The sequence below is a fragment of the Ilumatobacter sp. genome, assembly GCF_039969435.1.
Lineage (GTDB): Bacteria > Actinomycetota > Acidimicrobiia > Acidimicrobiales > Ilumatobacteraceae > Ilumatobacter_A.
The window spans coordinates 295,289-313,760 of the sequence record NZ_JBDVNU010000006.1 but is presented as its reverse complement, the minus strand read 5'-3'; the positions used below and the strand labels follow the sequence as shown (position 1 = coordinate 313,760).

The following is an 18,472-nucleotide window of genomic DNA, read 5'->3' as shown; positions in this document are numbered from 1 at the left end:
GGACTCACCGACGAGGTGGGGTGTGCGGAGGGAGCAGGGTCATCGCTTCCTCACGCAGGCGTGCGGCCTGGTCGCGCATCGTGAAGGCCGTCGAGTCGTCGTTCATCAGTTCGGCGGTGTCGGCGAGCTCGTCGAGGCGATCGGCGGTCGCAGCGAGGCGATCGGCGGCGCCGGTCACGACACGGCTCGCTCGCTGCTGATGGCATTCCATGCACACATCATCGTCAATCGGGACCGGACGCCCGGTCGCGACCAGACAGTACTGTCGACGTCGTCATGATCGCCGCACAACCGCATTCGTCGAGCACGCCGCGGGTCGCCGCCTTCGACCGGTGGATCCGCACCCGCTTCGTCGACCTGAACACGCAACTCGAAGACCTCTACGCGACCCGGGAGAACCGGTCGCAGGTCGACGGCGTGGGCGACGACCTGAAGGCGACACTGCACGACGAAGGCCGCGACCTGATCATCCCGCTGATCGAGGAGGGCAACACCGACGAGGGTTTCGACCGCGCGTTCGAGTTGCTCGGCAACGTCGGGTACTACATGGCCGCCTGCCGCCGCCACGAGATCACCGAACCGTCGCGCGAGCGCACGTCGCCGCTCGTCGAGGCGTCGACGCTCGCCCTCCACCTCGGAGCGTCGCTCGGCACGGCACCGCGATTCGTCACCAGTCACATGGAGACGTACAACCGCGCGGTGAACGGCGTCTACCGCACGTTCACGCACGCGCCGGCGGAGAAACTCTTCCTCGACCACAACACGCGCGGGGCGTTCGCCTACATGCGCGCCGCCGACGCGCTCGGGCGCATCCACCCGATGGGCGTGTCCCACCCCGCCACGTTGGACCTGCTGGTCAATGCGCGCGACGCGTTGCGCGACGCATACGAGATGAACGTCGTCCTCGAACAGACCCTCGATGTCGACGACTTCTTCTTCCGGGTGCGGCCGTACTACAAGCCGTACCGGGTCGGATCCCAGGAGTACCGCGGAGCCAACGCCGGAGACTTCGCAGCGTTCAACCAGATCGACATGCTGCTCGGGCTGTGCAGCGCGACCGACCCGTCCTACAGCCAGGTCGTGGTCGAGAAGTTCCCGTACCTCACACCCGACGAACAGCGACGGCTGCACGAGTCGTTCCGCCACCCCAACGTGCTCGACGCACTCCTCGCCCAGTCCGACCACGCCGACGAGAACTGGTTCAGGACCCATGCGACGGCGTTCCTGGAGGTGTGCGACGCCCACGGACGCGCTGCCGAGCACCATCACGAACGACTCGTCGTCGGATTCATCCAGCGGCCGGCAGGCAAGATTCCCGCCGAGCACCTCGACGGCCTGACCGCCAGCGGCCCGCCGCTCGATGTCCTCCTCCGCGCGCTGCGCGGGTTGGTGGACCGTCGCCTGGCCCGAGCACGCGACGACATCCCGACCCGACACGACGACATCGCCACCCTGCGAGGTCTGATCTCGTGACCGGGTCCCAGGTACCGACGAGCGGTGGCGGCGAGCGGAACGACATCGACTCCGTCGAGCGACTCGCCGAGCACTTCGTCGAGCACGACCGCACCTACCTCCTGAGCCACTCGATCGGCCTGCCGGTGGTGGGATCGCGCGAGGTGGCAGCCCGGTACTTCGACACATGGGAGCACCACACCGCCGATGCGTGGCCCCGTTGGCTCGAAGGGATCGAAGGTTTCCGCAGCACCCTAGCGAGGCTGCTCGGTGCCGACGCGACCGCAATCTGTCCGCAGAGCAACGTGTCGAGCGGGCTCACCAAACTCCTCGACTCGGTCCGTCACGAGTTCGACACCCCGACGGTGCTGATCAGCGAGAACGCGTTCCCCTCACTCGGCTTCGTCTGCGAGCGGTCGGGCTACCGCGTCCGCTTCGTGCCGGAGACCGCCGACGTCTGCGACCCCGAGGTGTGGCGTGAGCACCTGCGCGGGGTCGACGTGGCGATCATCACCCACGTGCACTCCAACACCGGTGTCTGCGTCCCGGTGCCCGACATCGCTCCGGCAGGACGCGACGCGGGTGCACTGCTCGTGGTCGACGTGGCGCAGTCCGTCGGCGTCGTCCCCATCGATCTCGTCGCCTGGGAGCGGAGCGGAGTCGATGCGGTCGTCGGTTCGTGTGTCAAGTGGCCGAGTGGAGGGCCCGGTGCCGGGTGGCTGTGGGTGTCGGAGCCACTGTTGCCACGGTGTCGCCCGACCGACGTCGGTTGGTTCTCCCACGCGGCGCCGTTCGAGTTCGACATCCACGACTACCGCGACGCGCCCGACGCACTCCGGTTCTGGGGTGGCAGTCCGACGGTTCTCCCGTTTCTCGTGGCCGCCCATTCGCTCGCCACGATCGACTCGATCGGCGTCGGCACGATCCGTGCCCACAACCTCGCCCTCACGGACCACCTCGTCGAAATGCTCGGCGAACGGGTGACCAGCCCTCACGACCGTGCTCGTCGGAGCGGGACCGCGATCGTGCGCGCCGACGTCGCCGAGGTGGACCGTCTGGCATCGCACGGCATCGACGTCGACCATCGTGCCAACGGCATCCGTGTCTCACCTCACGTCCACACGACTCGGCGCGACGTGGACGCCCTGGTCGACCTCCTCGCCGACTGAACGTCCCGACACGCCGGGATCGGTGCCGGACGGAAGTCCGACGCGTTCGTTCTCCGGGCGGCCGATCTGACACGGTGAGCGGATGGAACTGAACGGTCAGGTCGTCGTGGTCACGGGTGGCGGATCGGGGATCGGTGAAGCGATCGCCCGCGCAGCCCACGCCGAAGGAGCGCGTCACGTCGTGGTGGTCGACCTCGACGGCGAACAGGCCCGACGCGTCGCCACCGACCTCGGCGAGCGAGCGACGGCCGCCACCGTCGACGTGAGCGACGAGGCGGCGATCATCGAGCTCGTCGAGTCGACCGAGGCGGCGCACGGGCCGATCGGAGCATTCGTGTCGAACGCCGGATTCGTCACCGTCGCCGGATTGGAGGACTCGAACGAGGCGATCCGCAAGATGTGGGACGTGCACTGCATGGCCCACATCTACGCCGCCCGCGCCGTGGTGCCGTCGATGATCGCGAACGGGGGCGGCTACCTGCTGAACACGGCGTCCGCCGCCGGCCTGCTCACCCAGATCGGATCGATGAGCTACTCGATCACCAAGGCCGCGGCCGTCTCGCTCGGCGAGTGGTTGGCGATCACCCACCACCACCAGGGAATCCGCGTGTCCGTGCTCTGCCCGCAAGCGGTCCGCACGAACATCGTCACGAACAGCCCCGACTTCGTCGAGGGCCGCTCGGGCGATGCCGGTGACTTCGACAGCGGCGTCGCAGCCGGCGACGGCGTCCTGGAACCCGACGATGTCGCACGGCTCTGCATCGAAGCGATGCGAGACGAGCGCTTCCTCGTGCTCCCCCACCCCGACGTCGCCACCTATGCACAGCGCAAGGGCGCCGATCGTGACCGGTGGCTCGCCGGGATGCGCCGGTTCCAGTCCGCACTCCACGCCGACGGCCCACTCCCGGGCGATGCGATGGCCCCCGAGCTCTGACATGACTCGCACCGGAACCAGCCACCTGGGCGTCGGTGCTGCGAGCTCCGTCCGTCTGATTCGAAGAATGTCAGGCTGGCCTGACATCAGCCCGAGGCCACGTCAGGCCAGCCTGACATCCAGGGACGATGACAGACGGGACCTCCTCCTCCCGTCCAGTCCTCGGGGCGCGGGATGAACGCGACCTCCGAGCCGGGTCCACCGATGCTCGGCGCCTACGCGGCCAAGCAGTGCCCGGTGCGGCTGTTCCGCTCGTACGACCCGACCGAGATCGCCGTCGCCGCTCCTGCGGACGAGGACCTCCAGCGTCTCTTCGACGACGGCATCGCATTCGAGGACACGATCGTCTCCGAGATCGTGGCGCTGCACCGACCCGGTGACGTGGTGGTGATCCCCGGTCGTGACGAACTGGACCACGCCGCGCGACGCGACCTGACGCGACGAGCACTCGACGCGGCGACACCCGTGATCTGCGGAGCACTGATGGAGCCCGATCTGCACGCCCGACGGCTGGGTGAGATCGACGTGCTGGTGGCGACCGGCCGGACCGTGAGCACGTCGGGCAGACCCGAGTACCGCGCCATCGACGTCAAGTCGCACCGTTGCACCACGACCACCGCCACGACCACGACCACCACCACCACCACCGCCACGCCGGAGCCCGTCCCGGAGGTGTTCGACCTGAACCTGGTCGAACCGTCGCCGGTGGAGGATGTCGCAGCGAAGTACCGCGAGGACGACTGCTTGCAGTTGGCGCACTATCACCGACTGCTCCAGGCGACCGGGCACGCCGAACTCGACGACTCGACACACGACGTTCGTGGCGGGATCATCGGTTCCGAAGGCGTGATCGCCTGGTTCGATCTGCAGCGACCGAAGTGGGCGACCCTCACCCCACAGATCGTCGGCGAGGGGACCGGGCGATCGATCGGCTATCACCGCCGGAGCCATTCGACGAAGCGGACCACGCTCGACCGCTACGACTTCGAGTTCGCCTTTCGCGTGAACGTCGTCGACGCCGCCCAGGCACGGACCGATCGCAGCATCGAGCCGATGGTCCACCCGGTGAAGGTGGCCGAGTGCGAGCGATGCGACTGGCGTGACGTGTGCGACGCGGACCTCCGTGCGGGCGACGACGTGAGCCTGGTGAACAGCGTCGGGTATCAGGAGTGGCGGGTCCATCGGTTCATGGGCGTCACCACGTGTACGCAGCTTGCCGAACTCGATCCCGACGAGGCCGTCGAGCGCTACTCCGGCACACCGCTCACGGAGAAGGCGCTGCGCAACCAGATCGACGAGGCGAAGTCGGCCGTGGCCGGCAGGCCGATCGTCCGGCCGACGTGGGACGAGGCGGAGATGCCGCGTGGCGACCTCGAGATCGACCTCGATATGGAGAACGACGACCACGTCTACCTGTGGGGGACGCTGCTCGCCAGAGTCCCCGACGGGTGGCCGCAGTCCGCAGACACGTACGTTCCGTTCGTGTCGTTCGAACCGATCGACGATGCCGGCGAGCGTGCGCTCGCCGCCGAGATGTGGGTCTGGCTGCTCGGCCTGATCGATCGGGCAGACGACGAGGGTCTCGTGGCTCGGGTGTACTCCTACAGCAGCGTCGAGACCACGAAGCTGCGCCGGATCATCCCGTCGGAGGCCCTCGAGGAGGTCGTGGACTCGGACCGATGGGTCGACTTGCACCCGTTGATGAAGCGGAAGTTCTGGAGCAACGAGGGCCACGGGCTGAAGGTCACGGCCGCGGCCTGCGGATTCGCGTGGCGCGACGAGGACCCGGGCGGCTTCGCCAGCATGGCGTGGTATCGCAGCGCGTTGGCCGGCATCGACCGCGACGAGAACATCGAGCGGATCCTGGCCTACAACGAGGACGACTGCCGCGCCACCGCCGCTCTACGCGACCCGATCGAGTCCGGCCCGTAGGTTGTCCGGGTGGAGATCGTGGCGAAGTACCGCTTCGAGCGGATGGTCCGAGAGGCGCTCGACGACCTCCCCGACGAGTTGCACCACGTGCTCGACAACGTCGTTGTCCAGGTGGTCGATCGGCATCCCGACGAACCGACGCTGCTCGGCCTGTACGAAGGGGTTCCACACACCGAACGGACCGGGCAGGAGGGACCCGACGTCGTCTCGATCTACCGGCTCGCACTGTGCGAGATGTGCGACGACCTCGACGACCTGATGGAGGAGGTGTACGTCACGGTGATCCACGAGGTCGCTCATGCGGCGGGCATCGACGACGACCGTCTCCACGAACTCGGCTGGGGGTGATGGCCGACACCGATCGGGGCCTGACCGCCGTCGCGATCGCCCCCGACGTCGGAGCGGCGATCGTGGGAGCCGACGGACGGGTCGAGGCGTTCGGTCCCCGTGAGGCGGCGCAACGGTTGACGGCGATCGAGGCAGCGGGGGTGCGGTGGGCGTGGTGGAACAAGGACACGTGCGCCGAACTGGCTTCGATGGAGATCGAGCCGTCGAAGTGCTGGGACCTGTCCGCCGTCCACCGGTTGCTCGTCGGCGGGTGGCGCAGCGGACCCGAGCGGGTGTGGGCATCGGCCCTCGGACTGGACACGTCGACGATCCCGACTCTGCAACCGGTCGACCTCTTCACGCAGGCGATCGACGCGGGCGACGTCGAGGACCCCGTCGGCCCGGACGGACATCTCCGACCCGAGTGGGTGCAGGGAGGATGGTCGGAGTCACTCGACCGGCTCGTGCGATGGGCGGGTCTCGTCGCCGACGTCCAGCGGGCGCAGTCGAGCCAGCTCGCAGCTCGTCGCCGTGGTGAGTCCGATGCGGCACTCCGTCATCGCCACCAGACGGCGCTGTCGGAGTCGGCGGCCGAGATCGTGTGCACCGAACTCGAAGTCCACGGCCTGCCGTTCGACCGCACCGTGGGCGAGCGGCTCGTCGCCGGCTTCGTGGGGCGACGACCCGTCGATGCCGCCGACGAGCGGGTGGTGCTCGGCGAACTCGATGCGCCGGTGCTGGCGCATCTGCCGGCCGGCGCAGCGGTCGACCTCCGCAGCCCCGATCAGGTCAGGTCGCTGCTGCGGCGCGCCGGCATCGAGGTGCCCGACACCCGGGCGTGGAGGCTCGAAGCACTCCGTTCGGAACATCCGGTCGTCGACGCGCTCCTCACGTGGCGGCGCGCCGAGCGGATCCGGACGACCTTCGGCTATCCCTGGATGGACGACAACGTCGGTGCCGACGGTCGACTCCGTGGGCGCTGGTCGGGATCTGACGGTGCGGCGGGCCGGATGACCGCCACGGCGGGGCTGCACAACATGCCGTCCGAGATGCGCCCGGCGGTCGCCGCCGAGCCCGGCCACGTCCTGGTGCGCGCCGACCTCGGCCAGATCGAACCGCGTGTCCTGGCCGCGGTGTCGGGTGATGAGCGACTCGCCGCTGCCACGCAGGACGACGACATGTACGCACCCGTGGCGCAGCGCCTGAGAGTCGAGCGCGAGATCGCGAAGGTCGCGGTTCTCGGCGCGATGTACGGCCAGACCACGGGCAGGGGCGCAGAGGCCCTCCGCGGTCTCGAGCGCGAGTACCCGGTGGCGATGGGCCACCTCCGCTCGGCCGACGAGGCGGCGCAGGGCGGTCACGACCTGTGGACGTACGGCGGACGCCGGATCAGGATGTCGGGCAACCTGGTCGAGGGGATGAGCGACGGCGACGCGCGATCACGAGCCGCGGCCCGTGGCCGCTATGGCCGCAACGCGATCGTGCAGGGCGCCGCAGCAGAGTTCTTCAAGACCTGGGCCGTGCTGGTGCGTCTGCGCAGTCGGCCGTTCGGTGCGCGGATCGTGTTGTGCCTCCACGACGAGCTCGTCGTGCACACCCGCGCCGACGTCGCCGATGAAGTGCGCGACGTGGTCGACGCCTGCCTCCAGGAGGCGGCGGTTCGATGGGCGCCGCCCGCCGACTCGCCCGTCAGGTTCGTCGCCGACACGAGCGTCATCGAACGTTGGTCGCAGGCGAAGTGAACGCCGCCGCGTCGACACGTCACGTCCCCGTGGGCCTGGCCTGATGGCGAGACCCCCGGCCGAGCGGATAGCTTCGCGGCGGTGAGCGACGACGGCCTGCCTCCACCTGTCCCGTCGTCACGCAACTCCCCCGTCGGCACTCCGGCTCCGACCGGCGCGAGCTCGGTGGTTCCGCCGCCACCTCCAGGCTCCTCATCGCCACCACCACCGCCGCCACCACCGCCGCCGCCACCGCTCACGGCTCCACCCGGCTACCTGGCGTTCCGCAACGCTCCGACCCCCGTCGGCCAGTTGAAGCGCATCCGCGGCCTCGGCAAGTGGGCGATGATCGCCACCGCCGGATCCGCCATCGTGGACGTGGTCGCGGCCGTCGTGCTCGTCCCGGTCCTGGACAAGGCGTCGGGGTTCCTCGACGGGACCGTGAGCGCCGACGAGTTCGACGACGCCTACCTCTCGAGTCAGTTGCTGTCGACGCTGAGCGCCGTGGTCGGGTTGGCGGCGGGCGTGTTCACCATCCTGTGGATGTTCCGCGTCGCCTCCAACCTGCGCGTGTACTCCCGACGCACCACGTTCAGTCCGGTGTTCTCGATCTTCGGTTGGGTGCTCCCGCCGTTCCTGTTCGTGCTGCCACTCCTCGTGCTGCGCGAGCTGTGGAAGGCGAGCGACCCGGAGACGCCCGTCGGCGACGAAGGCTGGCGTGCCCGACCCGTCGACCCGCTGCTCTACGTCTGGTTCCTCCTCTACGGTGTCGTCGGCGGAGTGATCCAGGCGATCGTCGCCGTGTCGACGGTCTCCTCGCTGCTCGACAGCGGGATCTCGACCACCGACAGCACCCGCGTCACCGCCGAGTCGCTCGATTCCGGCGGGATCCTCCCGTTCGTGGCCGCCGGGGTCGCCCTGGTCGCCGCAGCAGCGTGGGTCCTGTTCGTCAAGCGGTTGACCGATCGCCACGTCGAACTGACCGGCGAGACCTGACCCGACCACCACGACCGACGAGAGCCGACAGGGAACATCGCACCGTGGGACGACCCGACACCATCTACCTCGTCCGCCACGCCAAGGCGGGCGAACGCCGCCTGTGGGTCGACGACGACGTCGATCGCCCGCTCAGCAAACGAGGATGGAAGCAGTCCGAGGCGGTGGCCGAGCGACTCGCCTCGCATGGAGCCACCACGCTCTACTCGAGCTCGTACGTCCGCTGCATGCAGACGCTCGAACCGCTGGCGAAGTTGATCGGCACCGAGGTGCGGCCCGAACCCCGATTGTTCGAGGACGAACCGTTCGAACCGGTGCTCGACCTGCTCGGTGAGGTCGAGAACGGGGCGGTGCTGTGCAGCCACGGCGACATCATCCCGGCCACGATCAGAGCACTCCACCGGCGCGGGATGCACCTCGACACCCCTCCCGACTGGGGCAAGGCCAGCACCTGGGTCCTGCGACGGAAGGGATCGAAGATCACCAGGGGCAAGGTGTGGCCGGCGCCGTGCTGACTACTCGGAAGCGGCGGCGCGGATCTGTTCGGCGAACGGAGCGACGATCGCCTCGATGTCCGACGGCGGGTTCAACGCCTCACACTGATCCACGAACGGCAGGGCGGTGTCGGCGTCGTCGTTGAAGTTGAACTCGATGATCGCCACGAAGCAGTACGGGTCGGGGAACGTCGGATCCATCGTGATCGCCTGGTTCAGAGCGAGCAGGCTGATCTCGAGTTGGCGAGGGTCCACCTCACCGTCGCCGGCGGCCTGACGAGCGAGGAAGAACGACGTCCAGCCCACGTATGCCCGTGCCTCGGCATTGGAGTTCCCACGTTCGATCTCTTCCTGGTCTGCTCGGACGAACAACTCCTGCGCGAGGACGAACTCGCCGCGGTTCAGCGCTGCGCGCGCATTCGCCAGCGTGGTGCGCGTGTCGTCACCAGGTGTGAAGCCCGTGATCTGGTCGTCGGTGCCGCGCTCGCCGAAGGCGGAGGCCAGAGCTGCACCGATCGCGACTGCGAAGACCACGGCCACCAGCGACACGGCGACCAGGCGCTTCCAGTTGCGCGGAGGCTTCGGCGCGAGCGCCCGACGACCGTCCTCGATCTGGCGCAGGACCGACGCCGCCCGCACGGTGTAGCCGTTCTTCAGCGTCTCGTAGTCCACGTCGTCGACATCGCCGGCGACGCGCTCGTTCTCGAGGTCCTTCAGCGACCGGAGGAGGTAGCGGCGCTCCTCTTCCAGTTCGGCGAGTCGCTCCAGTCGCTGCCCCGACCGGATCGTCGACGGTCCAGAGCTCTCGTCGTGCTCGGGACTCCCGTCGTCGGGGGTCTCGTCGTCGGGAACCCCATCCGCTCGGTTCTCGGTCATCGTCACCGACCGCTTCCCTCGCCCGCGTCCTGATCCACGTCGGCAGCGAGCGCCGCGTCGACCAGCGCACGATCGTCGTCGGTCGGGTCGGCGAGGCCCGCCGCATCGGCCCGCCAGCGGCGGAAGGCGACGATCAAGCCGGTCATGCCGAGCACGAAACCGGCCGCCGGCAGCGCCCACACCAGTGCATCCAGGCCCGAGGCCCGCGGCACGAGGAGCAACTCGGCCTCGAAACGGTTGTCGACGAAGCTGAGGATCTCGTCGTCGGACAGCTCGTTGGACCGAACGAGCGACTCGACCTGGTTGCGGATGTTGCGCGACGAGTTGTTCTGCGACTCGAAGACGCTCTCGCCGTCACACACCGGACAGGCGATGCGCTGGGTGATGTCGTCGACCCGGTCCTCGGGCGACTGTGGACCACTCGACCGGGTCGAGCCGACGGCGAGGAACGCCACGACCACGACGAGCATCAGTGCCCAGCCCGGCCACGACTTGAGCCGGCGATTGATCGAGGAGTTCACCGGATTCCCTCGCGGATCTGCTGGATCGTGACGCTCAGCACTTCGGCGGTCACCTCACCCTGGAAGCGGGCCTGCACCACACCGCGTGGGTCGATGATCCACGTCTCGGGAACCTGCGCCACTCCGAATGCCACCGTGATCTGGTCACCGTCGGAGTAGATCGCCGGCCAGTCGCCGCCTTCGCGTTCGAAGAACGCCTCGACGTTGGCGCGCGTGTCGCCGGTGACCACCGAGTAGAACTCGGCGCCCTGTGCGCCGAGACCGGCCTGCTGGTCGACGAACTCGACCAGTTCGGGGTGCTCGGCGATGCACGGGATGCACGACGACTGGAAGAAGTTGAGGACGACCCAACTTCCCTTGCGTCGCGACAGGTCGAACGGCGTGCCGTCGTCGAGTTCGCCGACCGCTTCGGGGGCCGGCTTGCCGAGCAACGGCGAGGCACCCTGCGGCGCCGGGGCATCGGGATCGGCTCCGATGAACAGCACGACGAGACCGATCAGTGCGACGGCGATGCCCAGCGCGATGAAGGGCGCGAGCCGTCCTCCGGAACGACCGCCCGTCGACGCGGGTTCCGTGAGTTCGTCGACCGAGGTGGTCACTCGTCGTCCACCGGGTCGGAGGTGACGAGTTGCTCGGAATCACGCACGATCGGCGGTCCGCCGACCGCGATGGGAGCAGAGACCGCGTCGGTGGCCCGACGGCGCTTCGAACCGGGGAACGCCGCGAGCAACGTGCCCACCGCCATGATCAGCCCGCCGATCCAGAGCCAGAGGATCATCGGCTTGACGAACACACGGATCACCGCGGTGGAGTCGCCGGGCTCGGCGCCCGGTTCGAGCGTGAGGTACACGTCCTTGGCGAGTCCGGTCCGAACGGATGGGGTGCCGACGGTGATGCCCTGGTTGAGGTAGGTGGTCATGGCCGGGCTGTACACCTGCTCACCGTCGAGGAGGACGTTGGCCTTCAGGACCCGCTCGCTCTCCGCAGCGTTGGTCTCGACGGTCACCGAGTCCAGCGCGAACGTGTGGGAGCCCCATTCGACGACCCCGTCGGTGTCGAGCTCGAGCGTGGCCGAGTGCGTGAAGCTGTTGGATGCTGCGAGTGCGACGGCGATCATGATCACACCGAGGTGCACGACCATTCCGCCGTTCGCCCGCCCGACGAAACCGCGCCAACCCTGGCGACGGGTGGCGAGCACGATCTGGCGGAGCGCCGCACCGGCGGCGAACCCGCCCAGGCCGAACGCCACGAGCGGCGCCCAACCGGTCGCACCGACGGCGACCGAGAAGACGAGAGCTCCGACGCCGCACCAGGCGGGCCAGAACAGGCGGGTCGAGAGGAGTTCCTGGCTGGCCTTGCGCCACGGCAGCACCGGCGCGATGGCCATGAGGAACAGCATGACGATGCCGATCGGCATCGACAGTCGATCGAAGTACGGCGCACCGACGACGGTGCGGCGGTCCTGGAGTGCTTCGACGAGCAGCGGGAACACGGTGCCGAGCAGCACGATGAAGGCGAACACGGTGAACAGGACGTTGTTCGCGAGGAACGCCCCTTCCCGACTGAGCGGGGAGTCGATGGATCCGGGCGACCGGAGTCGGTCACCACGCCAGGCGATGAGGGCGAGCGACACGACGGCAATGACGACGAAGCCGCCGAGCAACCACGAGCCGACGGGGCCGTCGCCGAAGGCGTGGACCGAATTGATCACCCCGGAGCGGGTGAGGAACGTGCCGAGGATCGTGAGCGCGAACGTGGAGATCAGCAGGCTGAGGTTCCACACCCGCAGCATGCCGCGTCGTTCCTGCACCAGGACGGAGTGGATGTACGCGGTGCCGGTGAGCCACGGCAACAGCGAGGCGTTCTCGACGGGGTCCCACGCCCACACGCCGGACCAGCCGAGCACCTCGTAGCTCCACCACCCGCCGAGGAGGATTCCGATCGACAGGAAGGCCCAGGAGAACAGAGCCCAGCGGCGGGTCTCCATGAGCCAGCCTTCGCCGAGACGACCCGTGACGAGTGCCGCGATCGCGAAGGCGAACGGGACGGTGAAGCCGACGTAGCCGAGGTACAGGATCGGAGGATGGAACAGGACGAGGATGTGGTTCTGCAGCAGCGGGTTCGGGCCGGGTCCGTTGAAGTCCGGCGCCACGGGGACGCCCGCCTGGAATGCGTCGGCGGGTCCGAAGCTGAGCACCGCGAAGAACGCGGTCACGACGAACATCACCATCAGCGCCCAGCCGACGAGTTCGTCGTCGCTGCGCTTGCGGAAGCGCCAGGCCACGGCTCCGGTGAAGCCGGCGAGCGTGACGCCCCACAGCAGGATCGAGCCTTCGAGGGCGGACCACATGGCGGCGATGTTGTACAGCACGGGGGTGTCGCCCGAGCCGACCTGCTGGATGTAGGCAATCGAGTAGTCGCGGGTGATCAGTGCCCGCTGCATCATGATCACCGCGAGGACCGAACCGGCTGCAGCGAGCCAGGCGTAGCGTGGTGCCTGCTTCAGCAGACGGCGGTCCTTCTGCCACACGCCGAGGACGATGGTGAGCGCCCCGATCACCGACGCGGCGAGCATCAGCAGCAGCCCGCCGCGCCCGAGCGCCGAATTCAGCGACGCAGCGATCATCGCCGTGACCCGGCGCGACGGTCCGAGGTGTGGCAGGGGTCTGACCCACTCCACACCCCCACGCCCCACGAGACTCGCGTCGCGAACGTGGTGTGGAGTGGGTCAGACCCCTGCCACACCATCATGCAGTGACGGCGGGACATTCGGCGTCCGCGAACTCTTCGGCGGCGGCGAGGTTCTCGTCGTTCACCGCGACGTACTCGTTGGAGTGCTTGACCTCGACGAGATCGCCGTGGAGCACACCGTTGCGGATCTCGCCGTGGACCACGACCGGGATGCATTCCTTGAAGATGCCACCCGGGATGCCGTCGTACTCGACGTCGATCTCGGCCTCACCGAACGCCATCTTGAACGCCGTGACGCCGGGAACGGACCCGTTGATCGTGCCCGCCTCGACGGTGCCCTGCAGCCGGATCCGGCGGCCCTCCTCGCAGCCGTCGCGCGAGCCGACCTCGTCGACGTTGCAGAAGTAGTCGACCGCGTTGTTCAGGCCCTGCGTGATGATGACGCCACCGCCGACGAGGACGAGAGCCAGCACCACCATCGGGACGAGGTTTCGCTTCTTCTTCTTCTTCGACGAAATGTCGGCGTCGTCGTCCGATCCACTGCGAGGTGTGAGGTCCATGTCGCTCATGATGCTGAGTCCATCGTGGCCCGTCAGGCCCAGTACTTCTCGTCGTCGGGGACCTGTTTTCCGAGTTTTCTGCCGGTCCTCACCAGCCGCCACGCAATGGCGCCGATCGCAGCGAACGTCACCGCATAGCTCGTGACGATGAACCCGGCGTCCTCGAAGATGGCGATCATCGCACGCCCCCTTCGGCTCGTCGTTCGGCGAGTGCCACGTCGAGACCCCGATCGTCGAGCAGGTCCTCCATCGCCATCACCCGGGTGCGGTGCAGCATCAACCACACGTAGAGCAGGGAGAAGGCGACGAGTCCGACGAGGATGCTGAAGAACATCAGGCCGTCGATCTCGGCGTCGAGGTCGGTGTTCAGGATCGTCGCCTCCTGGTGCAGGCTCCGCCAGATCCGCACCGACCAGTGCACGAGCGGGAGCAGCAGGACACCGAGCAGACCGATCACGGCGGATCGCTTGGCCCGCTGGTGGTGCGAACCGTCGAGGCGTCGGACGGCCAGGTACCCGATGTAGGTGACGAAGAGCAGCGCCGTCGTGGTGAGGCGAGCGTCCCACTGCCAGAACACACCCCACGTGAGGCGGCCCCACAGCGACCCGACGATCAGCGTGAGCCCCACGAAGATCACGCCGATCTCCGACGATGCCCCGGCCATGCGGTCCCAGCCGAGCGAGTGGTTCTTGGTGAACAGGTACAACCCCGACGCGATCGCCGAGACGATGAACGACAGGTAGGCGACCCAGATGGTCGGGAGGTGGATGTACATCAGCCGGACCGATTCGCCCTGGTTGACGTCGGCCGGCGAGAACACGAGGGCGAACAGCAACAGCCACGCCATGGCGACGACGACGGCGATCCCGATGGCCCGGGTCGCCCTCGTACCGGTCGATCGTTCCGCGACCAGCTCGGAGTCGGTGGGGGTCCGGTTGGGCTCCAGCGTCGTCATGTCCAGCGTTCTCCTCGGCCGTGTCGAGGACGGGCGGACCGAACCTCGACATCTCGGTTCTATTCGTCGATGAGCGGGCCGAACGCCAGGGCTCCGCCGACACCGAACACCACGGCGAAGACCGTCAGCAGACCGACCCACTGCCAGCCGTCCGACAATTCCGCCACGCCGGTGCCGAGCGCGGATTCCACCGCTCTCGTCGCCCCGATCAGGACGGGCGCAACCGCTGGAAGGGTGAGCAGTGGGAGCAGAGTCTCACGGCCCTTCGATCCGGCGGCCAAGCCTCCGTACAGGGTACCGACCGCGGCGAGACCGCACGTCGCGGAGACCAAGGTCGTGACGAGCAACACAACCCCACCCGCCGGGATCGTCTCGGCGAAGAGCACCACCGCGGCGAAGAGCAGCACCACTTCGAGCAGCAGGAGTTGGATCACGAGGCCGATCGCCTTGCCGAGGAAGATCGCACGGGCGTCGACCCCGGCGACGCGCATCGCGTCGAGCGCTCCGTCGTCACCCTCCACGGCGAACGCACGCTGCACCAGCAGCAGCAGACTGAACATCGTCGCCAGCCACACCAGGCCCGGGGCGACGAGTTCCAACACCGCCTTGTTGGCATCGAGCGCGAACCCGAAGATCAGCATCGTCACACCTGCGAACGGCAGCACCTGATTGGTGAGCACACGGCTGCGACGTTCGATGCGCAGGTCCTTCTTCGCGATCAGCCACGCGACGCTCCACGCAGTCATCGCGCGCCGCCCGACGCGACCTGGCCGGCCACGACGTCGACGATCCGCGTCGCGAGTGACTCGGCTCGGTCGAGCTCGTGGCTCGCCACCAGGATCGTCGCGCCGGCAGCGGCCGCTTGGCGCAGCGTGGCGTCGAGTTCGTCGCGGCCTCGCTGATCGAGCCCCGAGTGGGGTTCGTCGAGCAGCCACAACCGAGCTCGCCGCGCCAGGAGGCCGGCGAGGGCGGTGCGTCGCTTCTGCCCTGCGGACAACAGCCGCACCGGCACGTCGGCCAGACGATCAGCGACACCCATCCGTTCCATCGCCGCAGCGATCTCGTCGGTGCTCGCTCCGACGGTGGCACCCCAAAACCGCACGTTCTCCACCACCGTGAGATCGGCGTAGAGGCCGTTCTGGTGTCCGAGCAGGCCCACGTGGGGCCGCACACCTTCCCGATCGGTGGCCAGGTCGTGGCCCACTACCTTGGCGTCGCCGCGCACCAGCGGGAGCAGGCCGGCGCACAACCGCAGCAGCGTCGTCTTTCCGGCGCCGTTCGGTCCACGGAGCAGGACGATCTCGCCCGTGTCGACCCGCATCGTCGCCCCCGACAGCGCCGGGAACCGCCCGAGGGTGGCGACGACGTCGACCAGTTCGATCACCGGCTGCGAGGATGCGGCGGTCACATCGGGATCCGACGCCAGGTCGTCGCCGTCGTTCCCGATCGCTGTCACGGGCTGCACGCTATTGCGACTCACTTCGATCGTGTCGGACGAGGAATTCCGCGCCGCCCCACTCTGCTCGATCCGGCGCACGAATGCGCCATACGGCATCGGCTCGTTCGGCATCCCGACGCCTCACATCCGGCCATCCGTGCCACTACCGTCGGGGACGATGACGGGCATCGACACCGGGCGCGACAGCTCGACGACACCGACGGTGCCCCCGGAGCAGACCGAACTCGACGCCGCATCGCGGTCCGAGGTGCCTGGCACACGTGCAACCGATGCGACCCCCGACGCCGATCGAGCCGTCCACCTGGAACGTTCCGACCCGGTCACCTCCGACCCGATCACCTCCCCCGTCGTCGCCGGCCGCGGTCGCCGTCGGCGTCGAATCCGCAAGTGGGATCGGCCGAAGCAACCTCGCGACTGGCGGTTCTACGTGGGTGGCGTCGGCAAGACGCTGATCGCCGTCGGATTGCTGATGTTCGGCTTCGTCGGCTTCCAGCTCTACGGAACGGGCATCGAGACCGCAGCGGCCCAGAACGAACTCCAGAACGACTTCGAGCAGCAGTTGGCGCAGGCCGGGCAGACGTCTCAGGAACCGGGCGACGGCGGATCGGTCGACGCCCCCGCGGACGACCCGGACGACCCGGTCGACGCGACCGATCCGGCCGACGTGACCGGAGCTGACCCCTCCGCCCCGGCCGGCGACGCCCCTGAACCGTCGGCCCTCCCGATCGACGCGCAGAACATTCCCGCCGACCTCGCCGACGGAGACGTCCTCGCCAGGATCGAGATCCCGAGCATCGGCGTGGACGACTACGTCGTGGCCGGTGTCGCGACCAGCGACTTGAAGCGCGGCCCCGGCCACTTCCCGGACACGCCCCTGCCCGGCCAACTCGGGAACGCAGCGATCGCAGGCCACCGCACCACCTACGGCCAACCGTTCCGGTACGTCGACCAGCTCCGCAGCGGCGACGAGATCAAGGTCACGACCCTCAGCGGCGTCTTCGTCTACCGGGTCACGGGTCAGGAGATCGTGTCGCCGTCGCAGTACGAGGTCGTGGCGACCACCGACCCCACGGTCGCCAACCTCACCCTCACCTCGTGTCACCCGGTGTTCACGGCTCGGGAACGCATCGTGATCTTCTCCGAACTCGATCGCACCCTGTCCGACCCGGTGGGCGAACCGGTCATCAACTACGGCCGCCCCGCCGCCGCGGACACCCCGTCCGACGTCGCAGACGGCGAACTCCCCGCCGAGGACACCGTCGTTCCGGTCGACGACGGCACCGTCGACCCGGCCGCACCGGATGGCGACGACACCGGTTCGGTGACCGACGACGACGCGACCCCTGCGCCCGGGTCCGAGGCGGCGAACGCCGGGATCGCCGATGCATTCTCCGAAGGCTGGTTCAGCGACCCGGGGGCCGACCTCCAGGTCGGACTCTGGGGGTCCGCACTCGGGGCCATCGCCCTGGCTGCGTACGCGCTCAGCCGCCGCTTCCGCCACGACTTCGTGGGCCTGACGGTGGGCCTGGTGCCGTTCGCCCTGGCGCTCTACTTCTTCTTCCAGAACGTCAACCGCCTCCTCCCCCCCAACCTCTGAGCCCGACCATCCGGTGTCTGCTGACACCGTGTGGTTCCGTTCGGGTTCACCGACCGGTGAAGGCGGGGCGGCGCTTGTCGAGGAAGGCGGTGCGACCCTCGCCGGCGTCGGCACTCGCCCAGGCCTCGGTGCGCAGCGACTCGAACTCGGCATCGACTCCGATCGACTCCGACTCCAGTGCGACCTTGTGCGCGTGCATCGTGAGCGGAGCGAGCATCGACAACCGCCCTGCCCAGTCCAGTGCGTCGTCGAGACCACCGAGGCGATGGATCCCCCCGGTGCGGTGCAGGTCGGCCGCGGTGTAGGTCTCGGCGGCCACGAGCATCGCTCTCGCGATCGACGCCGAGAACTCCGACGCCACGCGCCGGACCGTCCAGTGGTCGACCACCAGGCCGAGCTTGGCAGCGGGGACGCCGAGCACGCTGTCCGGGGTGGCGATCCGCAGGTCGCACGCCACGACCAGTTGCGTTCCGGCACCGAGCGCCGGACCGTCGATCGACGCGATCACGGGGACGCGAAGCGAACTGAAGCCGTGCAGCATCCGTGCGAGGTCCGTGGCGAATCGGCCCTCCTCGACACCGGTGAGGTCGGCGCCGGCACAGAAGGCAGGGGGAGCGCCCGTCAACACGACGGCGCGCACCTCGTCGAGCGACGCCGACGCGACACGTTCCTGCTCGTCGATCAACTCGAGGATCGACTCGTGGTCGAGTGCGTTGCGTCGTTCCGGTCGGTCGAGCGTGATCAGTTCGATGCGGTCGTTTCGTTCCACTCGCAGCATGGCGCCGTAC

General features: G+C 68.5%; 20 protein-coding genes. 9 read left to right on the top strand and 11 right to left on the bottom strand.

Annotated features, from left to right (window positions below; all coding sequences use genetic code 11):
• Window positions 1-4: 4 nt before the first annotated feature.
• On the bottom strand, window positions 5-211 hold the full coding sequence (locus ABJK40_RS02285) for a hypothetical protein (protein WP_348482195.1): 207 nt from the start codon (window positions 209-211) through the stop codon (window positions 5-7).
• A gap of 65 nt (window positions 212-276) precedes the next feature.
• On the opposite strand from ABJK40_RS02285, the gene ABJK40_RS02280 reads away from it, so the two are divergent.
• The 8 genes from ABJK40_RS02280 to ABJK40_RS02245 all read left to right on the top strand — a co-directional run bounded on the left by ABJK40_RS02280 (window position 277) and on the right by ABJK40_RS02245 (window position 9,046).
• On the top strand, window positions 277-1,473 hold the full coding sequence (locus ABJK40_RS02280) for a monodechloroaminopyrrolnitrin synthase PrnB family protein (protein WP_348482193.1): 1,197 nt from the start codon (window positions 277-279) through the stop codon (window positions 1,471-1,473).
• Window positions 1,470-2,621, top strand: a complete 1,152-nt coding sequence (locus tag ABJK40_RS02275; protein WP_348482191.1) for an aminotransferase class V-fold PLP-dependent enzyme — start codon at window positions 1,470-1,472, stop codon at window positions 2,619-2,621. The genes ABJK40_RS02280 and ABJK40_RS02275 overlap by 4 nt, the downstream gene beginning before the upstream one ends.
• Before the next feature lie 82 nt (window positions 2,622-2,703).
• Window positions 2,704-3,555 (top strand): SDR family oxidoreductase, encoded by an 852-nt coding sequence (locus ABJK40_RS02270; protein WP_348482189.1) that lies wholly within the window; start codon window positions 2,704-2,706, stop codon window positions 3,553-3,555.
• A gap of 174 nt (window positions 3,556-3,729) precedes the next feature.
• A complete protein-coding gene (locus ABJK40_RS02265; RefSeq protein WP_348482187.1) occupies window positions 3,730-5,487 on the top strand; it encodes a TM0106 family RecB-like putative nuclease in 1,758 nt (585 codons plus the stop codon).
• A 9-nt stretch (window positions 5,488-5,496) separates the two neighbouring features.
• Window positions 5,497-5,835: a metallopeptidase family protein gene (locus ABJK40_RS02260; RefSeq protein WP_348482185.1), complete on the top strand. Its 339-nt coding sequence runs from the start codon at window positions 5,497-5,499 to the stop codon at window positions 5,833-5,835.
• Window positions 5,835-7,556, top strand: coding sequence for a DNA polymerase (locus tag ABJK40_RS02255; RefSeq protein WP_348482183.1), 1,722 nt, complete (start codon window positions 5,835-5,837; stop codon window positions 7,554-7,556). Before ABJK40_RS02260 ends, ABJK40_RS02255 begins: the two co-directional genes overlap by 1 nt.
• Before the next feature lie 81 nt (window positions 7,557-7,637).
• Window positions 7,638-8,531 (top strand): DUF4328 domain-containing protein, encoded by an 894-nt coding sequence (locus ABJK40_RS02250; protein WP_348482181.1) that lies wholly within the window; start codon window positions 7,638-7,640, stop codon window positions 8,529-8,531.
• 44 nt (window positions 8,532-8,575) lie between these two features.
• A complete protein-coding gene (locus ABJK40_RS02245) occupies window positions 8,576-9,046 on the top strand; it encodes a phosphoglycerate mutase family protein (protein WP_348482179.1) in 471 nt (156 codons plus the stop codon).
• Here ABJK40_RS02245 and ABJK40_RS02240 read toward each other — a convergent pair whose 3' ends face one another.
• The 9 genes from ABJK40_RS02240 to ccmA all read right to left on the bottom strand — a co-directional run bounded on the left by ABJK40_RS02240 (window position 9,047) and on the right by ccmA (window position 16,084).
• Window positions 9,047-9,901 (bottom strand): hypothetical protein, encoded by an 855-nt coding sequence (locus ABJK40_RS02240; protein ID WP_348482177.1) that lies wholly within the window; start codon window positions 9,899-9,901, stop codon window positions 9,047-9,049.
• Between the two features lie 2 nt (window positions 9,902-9,903).
• Window positions 9,904-10,422 carry a cytochrome c-type biogenesis protein CcmH gene (locus ABJK40_RS02235; RefSeq protein WP_348482176.1) on the bottom strand — a complete coding sequence of 173 codons (519 nt, stop codon included), beginning with the start codon at window positions 10,420-10,422 and terminating at the stop codon, window positions 9,904-9,906.
• Window positions 10,419-11,021, bottom strand: coding sequence for a redoxin domain-containing protein (locus ABJK40_RS02230; RefSeq protein ID WP_348482174.1), 603 nt, complete (start codon window positions 11,019-11,021; stop codon window positions 10,419-10,421). The genes ABJK40_RS02235 and ABJK40_RS02230 overlap by 4 nt, the downstream gene beginning before the upstream one ends.
• Window positions 11,018-13,048, bottom strand: coding sequence for a heme lyase CcmF/NrfE family subunit (locus ABJK40_RS02225; RefSeq protein ID WP_348482172.1), 2,031 nt, complete (start codon window positions 13,046-13,048; stop codon window positions 11,018-11,020). The genes ABJK40_RS02230 and ABJK40_RS02225 overlap by 4 nt, the downstream gene beginning before the upstream one ends.
• Window positions 13,049-13,169: 121 nt before the next feature.
• A complete protein-coding gene (locus ABJK40_RS02220; protein WP_348482170.1) occupies window positions 13,170-13,682 on the bottom strand; it encodes a cytochrome c maturation protein CcmE in 513 nt (170 codons plus the stop codon).
• Window positions 13,683-13,705: 23 nt separating this feature from the next.
• On the bottom strand, window positions 13,706-13,852 hold the full coding sequence (locus ABJK40_RS02215) for a hypothetical protein (RefSeq protein WP_348482168.1): 147 nt from the start codon (window positions 13,850-13,852) through the stop codon (window positions 13,706-13,708).
• Complete coding sequence (gene ccsA, locus ABJK40_RS02210; protein WP_348482166.1) at window positions 13,849-14,628, bottom strand: cytochrome c biogenesis protein CcsA; 780 nt, start codon at window positions 14,626-14,628, stop codon at window positions 13,849-13,851. The genes ABJK40_RS02215 and ccsA overlap by 4 nt, the downstream gene beginning before the upstream one ends.
• A gap of 59 nt (window positions 14,629-14,687) precedes the next feature.
• Complete coding sequence (locus ABJK40_RS02205; protein ID WP_348482164.1) at window positions 14,688-15,374, bottom strand: heme exporter protein CcmB; 687 nt, start codon at window positions 15,372-15,374, stop codon at window positions 14,688-14,690.
• Window positions 15,371-16,084, bottom strand: a complete 714-nt coding sequence (gene ccmA / locus ABJK40_RS02200; protein ID WP_348482162.1) for a heme ABC exporter ATP-binding protein CcmA — start codon at window positions 16,082-16,084, stop codon at window positions 15,371-15,373. Before ccmA ends, ABJK40_RS02205 begins: the two co-directional genes overlap by 4 nt.
• A gap of 160 nt (window positions 16,085-16,244) precedes the next feature.
• Between ccmA and ABJK40_RS02195 the strand changes: the two genes are divergently transcribed.
• A complete protein-coding gene (locus tag ABJK40_RS02195) occupies window positions 16,245-17,684 on the top strand; it encodes a class E sortase (protein WP_348482160.1) in 1,440 nt (479 codons plus the stop codon).
• A 46-nt stretch (window positions 17,685-17,730) separates the two neighbouring features.
• Here the strand turns inward: ABJK40_RS02195 and ABJK40_RS02190 are convergent, their stop codons facing one another.
• Window positions 17,731-18,462, bottom strand: coding sequence for an enoyl-CoA hydratase-related protein (locus tag ABJK40_RS02190; RefSeq protein ID WP_348482158.1), 732 nt, complete (start codon window positions 18,460-18,462; stop codon window positions 17,731-17,733).
• Window positions 18,463-18,472: the final 10 nt, after the last annotated feature.

Excerpts from the sequence above, each read along its gene's own strand:
- ccsA (WP_348482166.1), bottom strand. The coding sequence starts at position 14,628 with ATGACGACGCTGGAGCCCAACCGGACCCCCACCGACTCCGAGCTGGTC.
- ABJK40_RS02285 (WP_348482195.1), bottom strand. The coding sequence starts at position 211 with ATGGAATGCCATCAGCAGCGAGCGAGCCGTGTCGTGACCGGCGCCGCC.
- ABJK40_RS02270 (WP_348482189.1), top strand. The coding sequence starts at position 2,704 with ATGGAACTGAACGGTCAGGTCGTCGTGGTCACGGGTGGCGGATCGGGG.
- ABJK40_RS02195 (WP_348482160.1), top strand. The coding sequence starts at position 16,245 with ATGACGGGCATCGACACCGGGCGCGACAGCTCGACGACACCGACGGTG.
- ABJK40_RS02225 (WP_348482172.1), bottom strand. The coding sequence starts at position 13,048 with ATGATCGCTGCGTCGCTGAATTCGGCGCTCGGGCGCGGCGGGCTGCTG.
- ABJK40_RS02280 (WP_348482193.1), top strand. The coding sequence starts at position 277 with ATGATCGCCGCACAACCGCATTCGTCGAGCACGCCGCGGGTCGCCGCC.
- ABJK40_RS02205 (WP_348482164.1), bottom strand. The coding sequence starts at position 15,374 with ATGACTGCGTGGAGCGTCGCGTGGCTGATCGCGAAGAAGGACCTGCGC.
- ABJK40_RS02240 (WP_348482177.1), bottom strand. The coding sequence starts at position 9,901 with ATGACCGAGAACCGAGCGGATGGGGTTCCCGACGACGAGACCCCCGAC.
- ABJK40_RS02220 (WP_348482170.1), bottom strand. The coding sequence starts at position 13,682 with ATGAGCGACATGGACCTCACACCTCGCAGTGGATCGGACGACGACGCC.
- ABJK40_RS02190 (WP_348482158.1), bottom strand. The coding sequence starts at position 18,462 with ATGCTGCGAGTGGAACGAAACGACCGCATCGAACTGATCACGCTCGAC.
- ABJK40_RS02215 (WP_348482168.1), bottom strand. The coding sequence starts at position 13,852 with ATGATCGCCATCTTCGAGGACGCCGGGTTCATCGTCACGAGCTATGCG.
- ABJK40_RS02255 (WP_348482183.1), top strand. The coding sequence starts at position 5,835 with ATGGCCGACACCGATCGGGGCCTGACCGCCGTCGCGATCGCCCCCGAC.
- ABJK40_RS02265 (WP_348482187.1), top strand. The coding sequence starts at position 3,730 with ATGAACGCGACCTCCGAGCCGGGTCCACCGATGCTCGGCGCCTACGCG.